This is a genomic window from Microcoleus sp. FACHB-SPT15, from assembly GCF_014849525.1.
Classification (GTDB): domain Bacteria; phylum Cyanobacteriota; class Cyanobacteriia; order Cyanobacteriales; family Coleofasciculaceae; genus Symplocastrum; species Symplocastrum torsivum.
This window is the reverse complement of sequence record NZ_JACJNU010000036.1, coordinates 1-13970: the sequence shown is the minus strand read 5'-3', so window position 1 is coordinate 13970 and position 13970 is coordinate 1. Positions and strand designations below refer to the sequence as shown.

The following is a 13970-nucleotide window of genomic DNA, read 5'->3' as shown; positions in this document are numbered from 1 at the left end:
CATTACAACTTAAAATTTTGCAGTAATTAATTCAAACCTCAAACGTTTCTTGACGAACCGAGTGCAGTCGTAAAAAATTATCTAAATCCGCATAAGTGCCAGCATAAGTAACCGTAGGAGACTCATACCCCTTTAGATGAACGGTGTGTTGCTTGAAGCCAATCTCATGCTCTCCTAAACCTGGAAGATAGCGGTAAGTATCTTCTCCCAAAGCAATGTCCAAACCAATTTGCTTAGTGGAAGACTCCAACCGAAAGGCAGCATTCACCGTATCACCGATCGCAGTATAATCAGGGCGATCGCCACTACCTGTATTACCTACCATCGCATAGCCAGTATTCAGTCCCGTCCCAATCCGCAAGGGGAAGGGTAGAGGATACTGCTTAGAAAGAGCCGATGTCATTTTATGCAGCGCACTGACGGCTTGCAAAATATTCAAGGTTTCTTCACTACTAATTTCTTGGGAACCATGGAACCAAATCGCCATGACTGCATCCCCGATATATTTGTCTACCCAACTGCCAGACTGGCGGATGATGTTGCCTGATTGACGGAACCAAGTACCAATGACTGCTGACAGAATTTTTTCGTCAAGCTGGCGAGTGAGAACGGTGAAATCACGGATATCTACTACCATCACTGACATCAGACGACGCACATGCAGCGCTGAAGTGATGGTTTCTTTCTCATTTCCCTGACTGAAATCTGTATTACGGCTGCTGGATGGGCAATGAAACTCTAACTCTGTCTGACCAAAAGTAAGGTGATCGCCATTTCGCAAGGTTACTGGAATACTGACCCGGCGTCCATTAACAAAGGAACCATTGCGACTTCCTAAATCAATCAGGTAAAAGTCACCCGTTTCAGTACACTGCAACATCGCGTGATTTCGGGAAATCCAGCGATCTGATAAGACAAAGTTATTATCATCACTACGACCAACAGTCCAGCAATTGCTCCCCACCAATGGCAGATAGCGGTTACCGGTGTCAGTCGGTAGAAGTAAATAGGGAGTGGATCGCAGAGTCACCACAGGCACAGAAGCAAAGATGGGTTAACAGAAACGTTGTTCTAGTTGATCTAGTAGATGCATTCTGGAGCCAACTTAGTGATTCCGGAAAGAAAACTACTGAGTGTACCTGAAGCGATGCTTTGTTCATGACGAACAATCAGGGACATTCAGGCTAAGGAAGCTGCCACCCAAAACAGACTGTCTACCAAAATTGTACTCAAGACTGCACCACTAAATGCCCACCATTGCAACTGTCCTTTACCCAATGACCAAAGACCAACGACTAAAAGAGTACCAATCAACACTACAGCCCAGCTAATTCCCCAAGGAGTTTGCACTTGAGCGATCGCACTTTGAAAAATCGGCGTTGCGAGTGCAGGGTCAACTTGCATCACCTGACGCCAGTGAGGAATTAAGTCGGTTAGATAGAAATATACATCAGTTAGAGCGGTTCCGAACAAAGAACCCAGGTAAAATAGATTTCCTACCATTCCCCAGCCACGCCACAAACCCCACACGGCAAAGGGTAGACCAATTGCCTCGACTGGTAAGTGAATTAAAGGTTCCCAACGTAGCCAACCCCAATAAATTGAGCCAGCCAGCCAACTCCAACTAAATCCCAGCAGCAAATCTCCCCAGATTTTTGTTTCTGTTCGCTTCAGTAGCCTTAACCCCAGCCCTACCCAAAGCAAGGTCATTACTAAACTTAACAATGGTAGCTGCCGCACTAATGGTGCTTGGACGAACACAGGTACGGAAACGAGAAACGATGCGGCTGCAAACATTAACCAAGCTTGTCGGTTGCCAATTAACGTAGCCGCGTCACCAGGTAGAAAAATTTGCTCTGACTGGTCTGAGAAACCAGAAGCGGAAGATGAGAACCAGGTATTGTTAAACAAGATATTGTTAATATTCTTTACTTATGTTTATATATCTCAAGATACCACAGAATCTATGCCCCCAGGGGGGATATGAATAATCTTATTTCAGATTTGACCCATTGACCAGCCACGGGATTGGCACTCTTGATGTGGGAAGAACTTGGAAGGAAGTCCTGATGCTGTTGGCAATTCTTAGTAAGGTATGCAAGAATGCCGATTGATTTCTGCCTGAGAAGGTGAAGCTTAAAAGCCGCCAGTAAAACTTAACGAGAGATTCACTCAAACTTTTACAGGAATTAATAAGATGCTTGCTAAGCTGTGGACAAAATTAACCGTAGGCAAATAGGGATAATGTATGGTTAGATTTCGAGGTCAGTGGTTCAAGCTCTTTGGCATTGGTGTAATCAGCGCAATCCTCACTTTTCCCTTAAACGTTCTCGGCACAACCCTGTCACCAGATGTGGCATCAACGTCCACAACAGCAACGCCCCAAGTTAATGCTTTCCAGGCTGTGGTTCTGGGTATGGTGCAGGGGTTAACCGAGTTCTTGCCAATTAGTAGTACAGCTCATTTAAAAGTGGTACCAGTGGCACTAGGTTGGGGCGATCCCGGTGTGGCGTATACAGCGGTGATTCAACTAGGCAGTATTGCCGCCGTACTTTGGTATTTCTGGAAAGATTTGGTTCAAATCACGACTGGAGCGATCAAAGCAATCCGAACCTCTGACTACCAATCTACTGACTTTCGGATGGCAGTAGGAATTGCGTTGGGAACTATTCCCATCGTCTTCTTCGGACTGCTGATCAAAATATTTATTCCTGACTTTGATAATTCACCGCTACGGAGTCTCAGCGCGATCGCAATTGCCTCAATTGTAATGGCACTGTTACTGGGACTTGCCGAAAAGATAGGAAAGCGAAAGCGTGAGTTTGAGGATTTGACGGTTCAAGATGGTGTCTGCATGGGATTAGCACAGGCAATGGCATTAATTCCTGGTGTCTCTCGTTCAGGTTCTACACTCACGGCTGGGTTATTTATCGGTTTAGAGAGGGCAGCCGCCGCGCGTTTTTCTTTTTTACTTGGTATTCCAGCGATTACGTTAGCCGGATTGGTGGAGTTAAAAGGTGCCTTAGAGGAAGGGATAGGGGATGCTGCATTAGTCTCCCTTGTAATTGGTTCTATCTCAGCTTTAGTGTTTTCATATTTATCGATCGCATGGCTATTGCGCTTCCTGCAAACTCAGAGTACCTGGGTATTTATCTGGTATCGCTTGGTGTTTGGGGTTGTGATTTTGGGTGCGATCGCAACAGGATTATTGAGAAATATCTAGATGTGCTGTGGTGACACAAAGATTAATCACCGAGGCTGACGCTACGTCAAGGGCATCTACTCTTGCGATCGCGAACATAAGAGTACCAGTCCAAATCTCTTAGACTGGCATTAGGGCTAGTGATTCGGTACGGTTCCCGATGAGTGAGATTTCAGTTCGTCCCGCTTTAATTACCAACGTTTTACCTGACTCGATTGCCGCTGAGATCGGGTTTGAGCCAGGAGATGCGATCGTTGCTATCAACGGTACACGTCCTCGTGACCTGATCGATTATCAGTTTCTCTGTGCTGATGAAGTACTAGAGCTTGAAGTCCTCGATGCAGCAGGAAAAAGTCACTCAGTAGAAATAGAGAAAGACTACGACGACGATTTGGGACTGGAATTTGAGACAGCCTTATTTGATGGCTTGATTCAGTGCAATAACCGTTGCCCGTTTTGCTTCATCGATCAACAGCCACCAGGTAAGCGGCAAACTTTGTACCTCAAAGACGACGACTACCGCCTCAGCTTTCTCTATGGTTCATACTTAACCCTTACTAACCTTACTCAGAAAGAGTGGGACAGGATAGAACAGATGCGGTTATCCCCCCTCTATGTCTCTATCCACGCCACTGAATCAGATATTCGTAGACGTTTGTTGAAAAACCAACGCGCTGGACAGATTCTAGAGCAACTCAATTGGTTTCAGGAGCGACGGCTACAAATTCATGCTCAGGTTGTTGTTTGTCCTGGGATTAATGATGGCACTCACTTGGAACGGACGCTGTTAGACTTGGCACAATTCCATACGGGTGAAGTACCAGCCGTTGCCTCCGCTGCTGTCGTACCCGTCGGGTTAACCCGCTTTCGCCCAACAGAAGATGAGTTGACACCAGTCAGTCGCGAGAAAGCAGAGGAAGTAATTCACCAAGTTCAACAGCTTCAGGAGAAGTTTCGCCAGCAGTGGGGTTCTACTTTTGCTTGGTTAGCCGATGAGTGGTTTTTAATTGCCCGACAGGACTTACCGCCGGAATCCCATTACGAAGATTACCCCCAAATTGGTAACGGTGTCGGTTCAATTCGTCAGTTCCTCAAGCAGTTTCAGAATATTGCCTCTGAGGAACTGCCACCACGACTAGACACACATCGAAGCTTCACCTGGGTAGTAGGCAATGCCGTTGAACAAGCCTTCCAGCCCCTTGTGCAGCAGTTGAATACAGTAGAAGGACTGGAAGTAAGGCTGGCAGCGTTGCGTAGTGACTACTGGGGACAGGAGATTACTGTGACTGGCTTGCTTACTGGGCAAGACTTACTTAAGGGCTTGCAGGGAAAAGATTTAGGTGAGGCAATCCTGCTACCCTCTCTAATGCTGAAGCAAAACGATACTCGTTTTCTCGATGACATGACGGTAGAAGAACTTGCCCGTCAGTTGGAAACTCCAATTTTGCCAGTTAACGGCACTGAGGAACTTATTAAAGCTTGCATTAAAGGTAATTAGCCGTCAGCTTACAATTCTCCGCTGTTTCCTCAAGTCTTAGTGCCGCTCTAATCCTACGGAAGAATATCCACGATAAAACTTCGCACTAGAGCCAATACTTCTGGTGTTATTTCATGCCCCATATTATATTCTTGATACTTCACTGCCGCTCCTGCGGCTGTTAGGCTATCCCTAGCCCGTTGCGCGGCAGCAAGAGAAACAACTTGGTCTTGTTTACCATGCACAATCAAGACGGGAGGCAAGGATTTACCCGATAGATTAGGTTTTGGGTGCATATAGCCACTCAGGGACACTAAGCCAGCAAGGGGTAAAGTTAAACCTACATCTAGCGTCATTGCACCACCTTGAGAAAATCCAGTCAAGATCGTGCGCGATAAAGGGACACCCGTACTAGCTTCTAGAGACTTTAGCCAGTCTGTTAGCTGCTGCCGACTTGAGACTAAGCCCTGTTCATCCTGACTTTGCAGGTTGTACCACATCCTACCGCCAGAGACACTGGGATGGGGGTAAGGGGCATCGGGGAATAGGAACTGGTATTCTGGCAGGTTTAATACTGGTGCAAAGGGTGCTAGTTCCTGAGATTTTCCACCAAAGCCATGCAAGCAGACAATTAAGGCTGTTGGTGCTTGACCTGTTGCTGGTGGAACTGAGATGAATTTTAACGACAAATACTTATCTCCCAAATCAGAATCAGTTGGATTTTGGGCAGACGTAGAGTTTTTTGTGCAAGCTTTTAACAGCGTCGTTGAGACAGTGGCACCGCTAAGTAGCAGAAATTGACGCCGATTGAATTGTTTAGTTTTCAAAGCACACGACCCCAAAATCCAACGCACTGCTTTGATCTTAGTGTTGTTGAGCTGAAGCGATCGCCAATCGGTCAAATTAAGGGGAATAGAATAATTTCCTTTCCCCTCAAACTTGTTTCAGGGCTTCCTGTGAACGAACACAACGGATGCTGTGCCTTGACGCACTCCTCGGCGTAAACGCACGAGGATTCTGGATTCAAACAATAATTGCAGGCATAACCCGTCTTACATTATCTAGTCCAATGGACAGCGCCCTGCCCATGTATCTATTGTACAATCCTTACGCCCTTAAGGGCGGGGCTTTAGACCCGTGATTTTTTGGTAAAAAACCCTAAAAATCACTGTGATTGGCAATCGCATCCTTCATCCTTTCAATCACTTCAGTAACAGGAATTGCCCCCAAATCTTTCGATTTCTCACCAGCGGCACGCAGACGAATGCTGAGAGTATTATTCTCAACCTCCTCTGCTCCCACCACTGCCATTACAGGGATTTTTCCCTTCTCGGCATTACGGATTTGCTTGGGTAAGCGTTCGCCACTGGTATCGGCTTCGGCACGGATACCTGAGAGTCGCATTTGTTTAGCAACTTCCTGGGCATAGGGGAGTTGCGCCTCGCTCACCTGTGCAATCCGCACTTGTACTGGCGCTAACCAGAAGGGGAAATCCCCAGCGTACTCCTCAATCAAAATTCCAACGAGTCGCTCTAGAGAACCAAAAGGCGCACGGTGAATCATTACCGGACGTTTCCGAGTACCATCTTCAGCAACGTACTCTAAATCAAAACGCTCTGGTAGGTTGTAATCTACCTGTACCGTACCTAGTTGCCACTCTCGCTCTAGTGCATCCCGGAAGATAAAGTCTAGTTTGGGGCCATAAAACGCTGCCTCTCCAATACCGTCGAAGTGTTCCATCCCTAATGTTTCCACTGCACGGCGGATAGCAGATTCTGCCTTATCCCATGCTTCATCAGAACCCATGTATTTATCATCTGCTGGATCGCGGAAACTGAGTCTTGCCCTGAAGTTCTTTAGCTGCAAACTGTTGAACACAGACAAAATCAAATCTACTACGCTCAAGAATTCAGCATCCAGTTGTTCGGGTGTGACGAACAGGTGTGAATCATCCACGGTAAAGCCGCGCACCCGTGTTAAGCCTCCGAGTTCTCCAGATTGCTCATAGCGGTAGACGGTACCAAATTCAGCAAGACGCAAGGGCAAATCACGGTAGGAACGCAACTCGCTCTTATAGATTTGGATGTGGAAGGGACAATTCATCGGCTTGAGGGCAAAGCCCTGTTCTTGAGCCGCTGCTGCTTCATCCTCCGCCATCATCGGGAACATATCTTGCTTGTACTTCTGCCAATGTCCCGATGTCTTGAATAAATCTACTCTACCGATGTGAGGAGTTACCACTGGTAGATAACCGCGTTTGAGTTGTTCTTGTTTCAGGAAGTCTTCTAAGGTACTTCGTAACACAGTTCCCTTCGGTGTCCAAAGCGGTAATCCTGGGCCGACTTGATCCGAAAAGATAAACAGTCCCAGTTCCTTCCCTAGCTTGCGATGGTCGCGTTTCAGGGCTTCTTCCTTACGACGCTTGTATTCTGCTAGTTGCTCTGGTGTTTCCCAAGCTGTGCCGTAAATTCGCTGTAGCTGAGCCTTTGTGGCATCGCCTCGCCAATAAGCACCCGCAACGCTTTCTAATTCAAATGCCTTTGGGTGTAGTTCCTTGGTGTTTTCCAAGTGTGGCCCAGCACACAAGTCCCACCACTCCTCACCGAGGTGGTAAATCGTAATTGGGTCTTCTAGTCCTTCGAGGATTTCTAGTTTGTAAGGCTCATTGATGTCCTTAATCCGACGTTCGGCCTCTTCTCGACTTACCTCTTCCCGAATTACTGGCAATTTACGGTTGATGATTTTGATCATCTCTTTTTTAATGGTCTTCAGGTCTTGCTCAGTAAATGGCTCTGGTTTGTCGAAATCATAATAAAAACCATTCTCAATCCAGGGGCCGATAGTCACCTGTGCCTCTGGAAAGAGCTTCTGCACTGCCATCGCCATGATATGGGAGGTGGTGTGACGAATCTTTTTCAAGGATACGGATTCACTTGTGCGGGGCAGATTGATTTTTTCTGGCTGCTCTGAATCTTCTGGGTTGGGCATCGGCGGCTGTTGCATTGAGGGGATTTTCTTCCAGTTCAATTGATTATTCTTCTCTGCCTCTATGATACAGAGGTTGCTTTTGGGTCAACTACGCTCTTCGACTCTTCCCCTGCGGTTTCTCTGTAAAAATTCTGATGAAGACTGACAAGTTTATTAACAGCAGTATGAAAAATTGTTAAGAATCGTAAACTCAGTTAAGATAAACTCAAGAGAATCACCTGTTTTAAGTTCATGCCCCAGTCTCAGCCATCCGAACAAGAATTACTGAAGACGTTATTGCAGCCGCTATTAGAAGATTTTCAATATTGGTTTTCGCGATCGCGCTCTTTATTAGAAACTGAAGACATCACCTTTTTGAGTGAGGAGCAACAATCAGATTTACTATCGCGAGTCAAAACAGCCCAGCAGGAGGTGTCTACAGCTCAGATGATGTTTCAAGCCACCAATGGTCAAGTGGGGGTTGAAACCTCAACGCTTGTCCCCTGGCATCGATTGGTAAGTGAGTGCTGGCAAGTAGGAATGCGATGGCGCACGATGGCATCCACGACACCCAGTTCAGAAGGCTCAGATAACTAGAATACTATTGAGTCCTGGGATTGAGGAAATAGCTGGTTGCTCAGTGATAAGCTGAACTAGCTACAGATAAAAAAACAATTTCTTACCCATTATCTAGACAAGAATTTACCAGCAAACTATTTGGTCTGGAGGATGATATAATGCTACACCTACTTTATCTAGTTGCCTTTACTGCTATTGCGTTTTTGGCAATTGGCAATCTACTTCGCAGCTTGTTTACCATTAGCATGGATTCCCAACGGCATTACTCTCCAGGCGGAAGGTCACAAGCCGAGTGGGGGCGATCGCAAATTAATGCTTCTCGATCAGGATATCGTTCTGTACCGCACCCAGAACTACTTGATGACACTGGCAATCCCATCAACGAGCCGCTTTTGGTCATGCGTTCAATGACTGTCGAAGACGCTCGTGAACAGTTAGACGCTCTCTATAAGTCTTCTCCCGGAAACCGCACAGATAGAGCAGAAGAAAGCTGATTGCTAGTCTGACAATCAGCTCATTATTTTTGAGGAAGTTTGGAGTTTTGGAAAACTCCAAGCTCTTATTGGATTAACTTTACAATCGTTAGTGGCAGTTGAATTTTAAACAATACACTGCCTGAGGCACCACTTAAATAATTCGGGGTATAACAAACCCTTTTGAATCTCCACAACACTTAGAGAAAAAGAGTAATGTAGAGGTATTAAAATTCTTAGCGTCTGCGAGAGCGATTACGAATTTCATGACGGATACTCCAACGTAAATTGTTGAAGTTTTCCCACATTGCCTTAAGTACTAGTAGAGCAAAAACAAGAGTTGCAATACTAATTGCGGCAGCCTTGGTAATTGACTGTGGGGCTTTAGCGACAAAAAAAATTAAACCAAAAATGCCACCAACAACAGACGCAATGACGGCTGCTTTTACAGCTTCAACAAGGATGAAGCCAGTGGCAAATATTAGCGACTCACATCCTGTAATCAATACAGCAAAAGCATTGGTTAACTCCTGCTGATAATTCCAAAGTAACCAACCCACAACACCGATCACGGTAAAAATCAAAATAACATTGACAACCCACATTTAGCTTCTCCATTGCACTGTTCTAAACTAACAGCAGCTAACTCAGTTTTTGAGCAATTTAGTAAATTTGTGCTGTCTTGCTGACAAAAACACTGATCTTGTAACACCTAGCACAGACATATCAGACGGCATCTAAAAAAAATCTAGCTACAAGCTGATTTGGATCTAGAAGTAAAGTAGCTAAGCTCACAAGGCACTCCTATCTATCCAATTGCGTCGCTTTTGTGGATATCTATATTCTTGACCTACTGGTCATTGGTCTACTCCTGCTTCTCGTCACCTTAGGGTCAGGCTGGATTTCTCGGTGGCCGCTTTCCTATGCCCAAATCTACTTACTTGTTGGTATTTTGCTGGGCCCTTATGGGTTCAATCTGATTCAAATACGTCCCGACGCAGAGTTTTTGCAGCGTGTCACAGAGTTTGTTGTGATTGTCTCTGTGTTTAGCTGCGGCAACAAAATGAATCGCCCTTTGAATCTACGGGCTTGGAATTCAACGGCTCGGCTGATTGGTCTTTTGATGCCAATTTCCATCTTTGCGATCGCAGCAGTGGGACATTGGATTTTAGGACTAAATTGGGGAGCTGCCATTTTACTTGGAGCAATTCTCGCACCAACCGACCCAGTCTTAGCCTCAGATGTTCAGCTTACTGATGTTAAAGATAAAGATGAGTTGCGATTTGGTTTGACCTCTGAAGGTGGGTTAAACGATGCGCTTGCTTTTCCCTTTGTCTATTTCGGACTCCACTGGCTAGAGGATGACAATTGGCAAAGCTGGCTTGGACAATGGGTTGCTGTTGATTTAATCTGGGCGATCGCGGCGGGAATTGTGATGGGCATTCTAGTGCCTAAGGCAGTTGTCTGGATAGACCACTACCTTCAACGATACCGAGAGATAGATGAGATTTTGGAGGACTTCGTTGCTCTCAGTACTATTTTACTGACCTATTCTTTAACAGAGGTTGTAAACGGCTATGGCTTTCTCGCGGTTTTTGTAGCAGGAATTGTGGTACAGCGTAGTTACCGCCACGACCCAGAGAAGCAACATTCTCAGTTTGAATTCACAGAGCAAGTTGAAAAACTCCTTGAGGTAGGGACTATTTTGCTACTCGGTTCTCTACTGCTCGTTGAGCCGATGCGGCAATTTGCTGGTGACGGGCTTCTGGTAGCAGGATTATTGCTTTTTGTGATTCGACCTGTAGGGGTTTGGATTAGCACGATTGGCACTCGCTTTCCCCCGCAAAAGCGTTGGTTACTTGGCTGGTTTGGGATTCGAGGTGTCGGCTCTTTGTATTACCTAACTTATGCTCTTGGAGAGAGCTTAAAAGGAGAATTGGCTGAGCGAATTGCTTGGATTACCTACATCACGGTTGTTATTTCTGTTATTATCCATGGGATTAGTTCAACACCGCTGATGAACTGGTATGAGCGTCGCACCAAGCGCCGCCGTAAAAATGTTAATTTGGCAACCCGTCCTGAGGAATCTTAGAGGTCACACAAAAATTATTCCTCTGTTTTGAATACTGTGCAGGTTGCACAATTGCTCTAAACAAAGGCTACGGGGTAGCTTGGAGAAAGGCGATTTGCGCTAGGCTCCGGCAACGCCAAGGGCGAAAATTCTTCTGATGTAATTGGTGAGTAGTATGGCGATCGCACCTTCTCTCAAAGTTCGTTAGCGTACTGGTGCGATTAATCTATTTCACTATGTAGCGATCGCATAGTCTGTGTGTAGCGCGATCGCATTTATAAAGGCAGATATTCGACGCGGTTGGCTAAATCTTCAGGGTTATAGACTTTAGCAATAGTTTCTAAGTCCCGTACACAATCACCAATTGAAACAAGCAGTTGATGGGCGTATATGACACCGGAAAAGACTATACTCTCAACCTGACGGCGATATGCTTCTGCCAAAAAATCATCATCTCGCGAAAACATAACCCGTCCGAGTTCATTGGCACGATCAAGTAACATCGGGTCAGGTGTACCAAGCCGTTCGTCTTCTTGGACAGTCAAAACATCTACACCTCGCAGACGTAACCCAGTAGTAATTTGTCGAGGAACTTGCTCATCCATGTAGAGAGCTATACTCACTTCAATAGCCCTTGCTTCCGCAATTTAGCAGCTAGAGGGGATGGACCTGCTTCCCGTCGTAACCGTTCTGCAAATTCAAAGCGTCGCTGGATATCTGCATCAATTTCCTCTTTATGATCCCAGTAATAAGCTAGTGCGGAATGAATTTTACTCAGAGATACATGAGGATACTGAAAATGTAATTTTTCAGGACTCCAACCGTAAGCCATGACAGATGTGACTAACTCAACAACTTTCATTGTGGTTCCAGCAATAATAGGAACGTGATTTTCGTCAAGTTGCACATATTTATACTCAGTATTTGTGAGTGTCATGGTGTTTGGTTGGTTGATTTAGTGATTATTTTATCGTTGGGAGATTGGGAGGTGCGAGTTCGAGTCGATATCTCACTCAATGAGGCGATCGCATATTCTCGCCTATGACGTGAAGCATTAGCGAAGCGTGTACAGACGACCTGAACTAGGAAATCAGTTTATCCTGCGCCTGTCAGGATAAAGATTGCAAAATTGCTTCAATCTTGGGTTTGAGTTCTGGCAAATTATGCTCTACAACAGACCACACAACGTCTAGGTCAAGTTCAAAGTAATTGTGAGTCAAAATATTTCGCATCCCAATCATTTGTGTCCAAGGTATATCAGGATGCTGTTCTCTGGTAGCTGACGATAAAGCACGAGATGCCTCACCGATAATCTCAAGGTGTCGGATAAACCAAGTTTGAATGAGTTCATCTTCCTCAAAGCTCTGTCGCCCTTGAATGGCGTAGCGCTCGATCCGTTCAATTGCTTCTAGGATGTCGCGCAGCTTTTCGCGATCGTCTCTCACAAGGAAATTGCCTCTTTTAACACCCGTTCCCGAATTCGCTCTCGCAATCCTTTTTCAGTGACGATATCGACTTTGCAATTGAGTAGTTCTTGCAAGTCCATCAACAATCCTCCCAAATCGAACAAGCTCCGTCCAGGTTCGATTTCGACTAGAAAATCTACATCGCTGCTTGCATCGGCTTCTCCCCGTGCTACTGAACCAAAAATCCGAACGTTGTAGGCTCCATATTTAGCGGCAGTTTGGAGAATACGTTCTCGGTTGGCTTGCAAACGCTCATAAATTGTCATGACTGAATCCTCTACATTGGAGCGATCGCCTCTTTTCTCCTATTAATCTATTTCACCATGTAGCGATCGCATAGTCTGTGTTTAGCGCGAGCAACTTTGCTGGTGCCGTTTGCGTAACGTCTTTAAGAGAAGGCAATCGCAATTTTATGGTGTTGGATTGGGAGAGGCAATCACTCTCTTTCAAACTGTGGTAAGTGGTTTGTTACTGCAAACCTCTTTCTACAATTTCTCGAATTTCTCTAATAAACTCGGCGGGAGTTTGGATAATCAATCCGCTTTGTGCGGCAACTTCGGGGGTAAAGTCTTTAGTATTTAATGTTAATAGACGGTCAATATTGGCTAACACGGCAGCGGCTAGAATTGGAACATCTTTGGCTTCAATAATTGATGTCCATCGAGCTAATTCTGCTACGGGTGGGTTAGGTTGAATTTCGGGGTCGATAGCAGTTAGCAGTTGTGTGAAAATGGGTATGGCTGCGGGTAATTTTCTACTGAGATTGCGTTGGCACTCTTCTATTACTTGCTGTGATATGACTAATTTGAAAAGACCAATTTCAGCCATTGTCAGTACAGCTCGACTAGCTCCAGTGGGTGAACCTGCCCCAGCAATCAATACACTGGAGTCGGCAAAGATGCTAGGCATTTTGTTGTTCTTGCCAGATTGCCTCGCGTTCTGTTTCTATTCCATCTAGTAAATCCGTTAAGGTGATGCCTTCTGCTTCCATGATTGCCGTAATTTTATCTGCTAGTTGGGGAACTTGAGGCTGTTTGGGAGTGAGCAAGACTAGATTACCAACTTGCAGCAGTGTTAGCATATCCCCTTCAGTGAGGTTGAGGTTATCCTGTACAGGTTGCGGGACGGTAATTTGCCCATTTTCTTGCAGGCGGATAGGGAAGGCTTTCATCTCGACGTTAGTGTTTTGTGATATGGATGTCACGAGCTTAACCTTTATCCGAATCAGACCTTTAACTTGATTGTTGCAAACTTTCCTGAATAATTGCTCTTTTCTAGAATGCGATCGCCTCTGATGCTGCGCTTTGCACAATCGCTTTCCTTTGCTGTGAAGGAGTAGCAACAGGAGCGATCGCCTCTTTGCTCCTATTAATCTATTCCACCATGTAGCGATCGCATAGTCTGTGTGTAGCGCGATCGCACTTTTGGAGGTGTTTGATTAGGAGGGCGCGATCGTTGCATATCTTGTATGTAGCGCGTGAAGCGAAGCGATCGCATTAGCGAATCGCACATCGATATCCTGCTGGATGAGGGGAAAGGCGATCGCTCGTTTGTCAAGTACCGAATGATTAAGCGAAGGAGAGCTTACCATGCCAAGCGCGGTGAAAGTCTCGATAACTCATCAGGACTTACGCAACTGGCACAGCGCGATCGCCAATTTGTAGTACAAATATATTATTCAAGTAGGGACGCGCCAAAAGAGCATTAATCAAGTAACGGTAATTGATCGTGTTTG

Annotated in this window: 17 protein-coding genes; 5 read left to right on the top strand and 12 right to left on the bottom strand. The window is 45.6% G+C overall.

What is annotated here, in order from left to right; translation table 11 throughout:
* Positions 1-31: 31 nt before the first annotated feature.
* Both H6F98_RS12185 and H6F98_RS12180 read right to left on the bottom strand, forming a co-directional pair.
* Positions 32-1033, bottom strand: coding sequence for an adenylate/guanylate cyclase domain-containing protein (locus tag H6F98_RS12185; protein ID WP_192219041.1), 1002 nt, complete (start codon positions 1031-1033; stop codon positions 32-34).
* A 146-nt stretch (positions 1034-1179) separates the two neighbouring features.
* Positions 1180-1797 (bottom strand): DUF3120 domain-containing protein, encoded by a 618-nt coding sequence (locus H6F98_RS12180; RefSeq protein WP_192219040.1) that lies wholly within the window; start codon positions 1795-1797, stop codon positions 1180-1182.
* A gap of 451 nt (positions 1798-2248) precedes the next feature.
* Between H6F98_RS12180 and H6F98_RS12175 the strand changes: the two genes are divergently transcribed.
* Together H6F98_RS12175 and H6F98_RS12170 are read left to right on the top strand one after the other, a co-directional pair.
* Positions 2249-3223 (top strand): undecaprenyl-diphosphate phosphatase, encoded by a 975-nt coding sequence (locus H6F98_RS12175; protein WP_192218957.1) that lies wholly within the window; start codon positions 2249-2251, stop codon positions 3221-3223.
* Between the two features lie 139 nt (positions 3224-3362).
* On the top strand, positions 3363-4700 hold the full coding sequence (locus H6F98_RS12170) for a TIGR03279 family radical SAM protein (protein WP_192218956.1): 1338 nt from the start codon (positions 3363-3365) through the stop codon (positions 4698-4700).
* A 53-nt stretch (positions 4701-4753) separates the two neighbouring features.
* Here the strand turns inward: H6F98_RS12170 and H6F98_RS12165 are convergent, their stop codons facing one another.
* Both H6F98_RS12165 and thrS read right to left on the bottom strand, forming a co-directional pair.
* Positions 4754-5368: an alpha/beta hydrolase gene (locus H6F98_RS12165; protein ID WP_192219039.1), complete on the bottom strand. Its 615-nt coding sequence runs from the start codon at positions 5366-5368 to the stop codon at positions 4754-4756.
* 469 nt (positions 5369-5837) lie between these two features.
* Positions 5838-7682 (bottom strand): threonine--tRNA ligase, encoded by a 1845-nt coding sequence (gene thrS / locus H6F98_RS12160; RefSeq protein WP_192218955.1) that lies wholly within the window; start codon positions 7680-7682, stop codon positions 5838-5840.
* Between the two features lie 216 nt (positions 7683-7898).
* Here thrS and H6F98_RS12155 point away from each other — a divergent pair, with 216 nt between their 5' ends.
* Together H6F98_RS12155 and H6F98_RS12150 are read left to right on the top strand one after the other, a co-directional pair.
* Positions 7899-8243: a DUF2605 domain-containing protein gene (locus tag H6F98_RS12155; protein WP_192218954.1), complete on the top strand. Its 345-nt coding sequence runs from the start codon at positions 7899-7901 to the stop codon at positions 8241-8243.
* 140 nt (positions 8244-8383) lie between these two features.
* On the top strand, positions 8384-8719 hold the full coding sequence (locus H6F98_RS12150) for a DUF2973 domain-containing protein (RefSeq protein ID WP_192218953.1): 336 nt from the start codon (positions 8384-8386) through the stop codon (positions 8717-8719).
* A 215-nt stretch (positions 8720-8934) separates the two neighbouring features.
* On the opposite strand, the gene H6F98_RS12145 is transcribed toward H6F98_RS12150, so the two are convergent.
* Complete coding sequence (locus tag H6F98_RS12145; RefSeq protein ID WP_192218952.1) at positions 8935-9303, bottom strand: hypothetical protein; 369 nt, start codon at positions 9301-9303, stop codon at positions 8935-8937.
* A gap of 224 nt (positions 9304-9527) precedes the next feature.
* Here H6F98_RS12145 and H6F98_RS12140 point away from each other — a divergent pair, with 224 nt between their 5' ends.
* A complete protein-coding gene (locus tag H6F98_RS12140; protein ID WP_192218951.1) occupies positions 9528-10790 on the top strand; it encodes a cation:proton antiporter in 1263 nt (420 codons plus the stop codon).
* A 254-nt stretch (positions 10791-11044) separates the two neighbouring features.
* Here the strand turns inward: H6F98_RS12140 and H6F98_RS12135 are convergent, their stop codons facing one another.
* The 7 genes from H6F98_RS12135 to H6F98_RS12105 form a co-directional block, all read right to left on the bottom strand.
* Entirely contained in the window at positions 11045-11392 is a 348-nt protein-coding gene (locus H6F98_RS12135; RefSeq protein WP_192218950.1) for a DUF5615 family PIN-like protein, read from the bottom strand.
* Complete coding sequence (locus tag H6F98_RS12130) at positions 11389-11706, bottom strand: DUF433 domain-containing protein (protein ID WP_192218949.1); 318 nt, start codon at positions 11704-11706, stop codon at positions 11389-11391. The genes H6F98_RS12135 and H6F98_RS12130 overlap by 4 nt, the downstream gene beginning before the upstream one ends.
* A gap of 172 nt (positions 11707-11878) precedes the next feature.
* Positions 11879-12214 carry a HepT-like ribonuclease domain-containing protein gene (locus H6F98_RS12125; protein WP_192218948.1) on the bottom strand — a complete coding sequence of 112 codons (336 nt, stop codon included), beginning with the start codon at positions 12212-12214 and terminating at the stop codon, positions 11879-11881.
* Complete coding sequence (locus tag H6F98_RS12120) at positions 12211-12501, bottom strand: nucleotidyltransferase family protein (protein WP_192218947.1); 291 nt, start codon at positions 12499-12501, stop codon at positions 12211-12213. Before H6F98_RS12120 ends, H6F98_RS12125 begins: the two co-directional genes overlap by 4 nt.
* Positions 12502-12703: 202 nt before the next feature.
* Complete coding sequence (locus tag H6F98_RS12115) at positions 12704-13144, bottom strand: putative toxin-antitoxin system toxin component, PIN family (protein WP_192218946.1); 441 nt, start codon at positions 13142-13144, stop codon at positions 12704-12706.
* Positions 13137-13439 carry an AbrB/MazE/SpoVT family DNA-binding domain-containing protein gene (locus tag H6F98_RS12110; protein WP_199348430.1) on the bottom strand — a complete coding sequence of 101 codons (303 nt, stop codon included), beginning with the start codon at positions 13437-13439 and terminating at the stop codon, positions 13137-13139. Before H6F98_RS12110 ends, H6F98_RS12115 begins: the two co-directional genes overlap by 8 nt.
* Before the next feature lie 164 nt (positions 13440-13603).
* Positions 13604-13747 (bottom strand): hypothetical protein, encoded by a 144-nt coding sequence (locus H6F98_RS12105; protein WP_192218945.1) that lies wholly within the window; start codon positions 13745-13747, stop codon positions 13604-13606.
* Positions 13748-13970 lie beyond the last annotated feature (223 nt).

Bases quoted from the DNA above. Each gene is read 5' to 3' on its own strand.
- thrS (WP_192218955.1), bottom strand. From the start codon at position 7,682: ATGCAACAGCCGCCGATGCCCAACCCAGAAGATTCAGAGCAGCCAGAA.
- H6F98_RS12180 (WP_192219040.1), bottom strand. From the start codon at position 1,797: ATGTTTGCAGCCGCATCGTTTCTCGTTTCCGTACCTGTGTTCGTCCAA.
- H6F98_RS12145 (WP_192218952.1), bottom strand. From the start codon at position 9,303: ATGTGGGTTGTCAATGTTATTTTGATTTTTACCGTGATCGGTGTTGTG.
- H6F98_RS12155 (WP_192218954.1), top strand. From the start codon at position 7,899: ATGCCCCAGTCTCAGCCATCCGAACAAGAATTACTGAAGACGTTATTG.
- H6F98_RS12150 (WP_192218953.1), top strand. From the start codon at position 8,384: ATGCTACACCTACTTTATCTAGTTGCCTTTACTGCTATTGCGTTTTTG.
- H6F98_RS12175 (WP_192218957.1), top strand. From the start codon at position 2,249: ATGGTTAGATTTCGAGGTCAGTGGTTCAAGCTCTTTGGCATTGGTGTA.
- H6F98_RS12105 (WP_192218945.1), bottom strand. From the start codon at position 13,747: ATGTGCGATTCGCTAATGCGATCGCTTCGCTTCACGCGCTACATACAA.
- H6F98_RS12115 (WP_192218946.1), bottom strand. From the start codon at position 13,144: ATGCCTAGCATCTTTGCCGACTCCAGTGTATTGATTGCTGGGGCAGGT.
- H6F98_RS12170 (WP_192218956.1), top strand. From the start codon at position 3,363: ATGAGTGAGATTTCAGTTCGTCCCGCTTTAATTACCAACGTTTTACCT.
- H6F98_RS12120 (WP_192218947.1), bottom strand. From the start codon at position 12,501: ATGACAATTTATGAGCGTTTGCAAGCCAACCGAGAACGTATTCTCCAA.
- H6F98_RS12130 (WP_192218949.1), bottom strand. From the start codon at position 11,706: ATGACACTCACAAATACTGAGTATAAATATGTGCAACTTGACGAAAAT.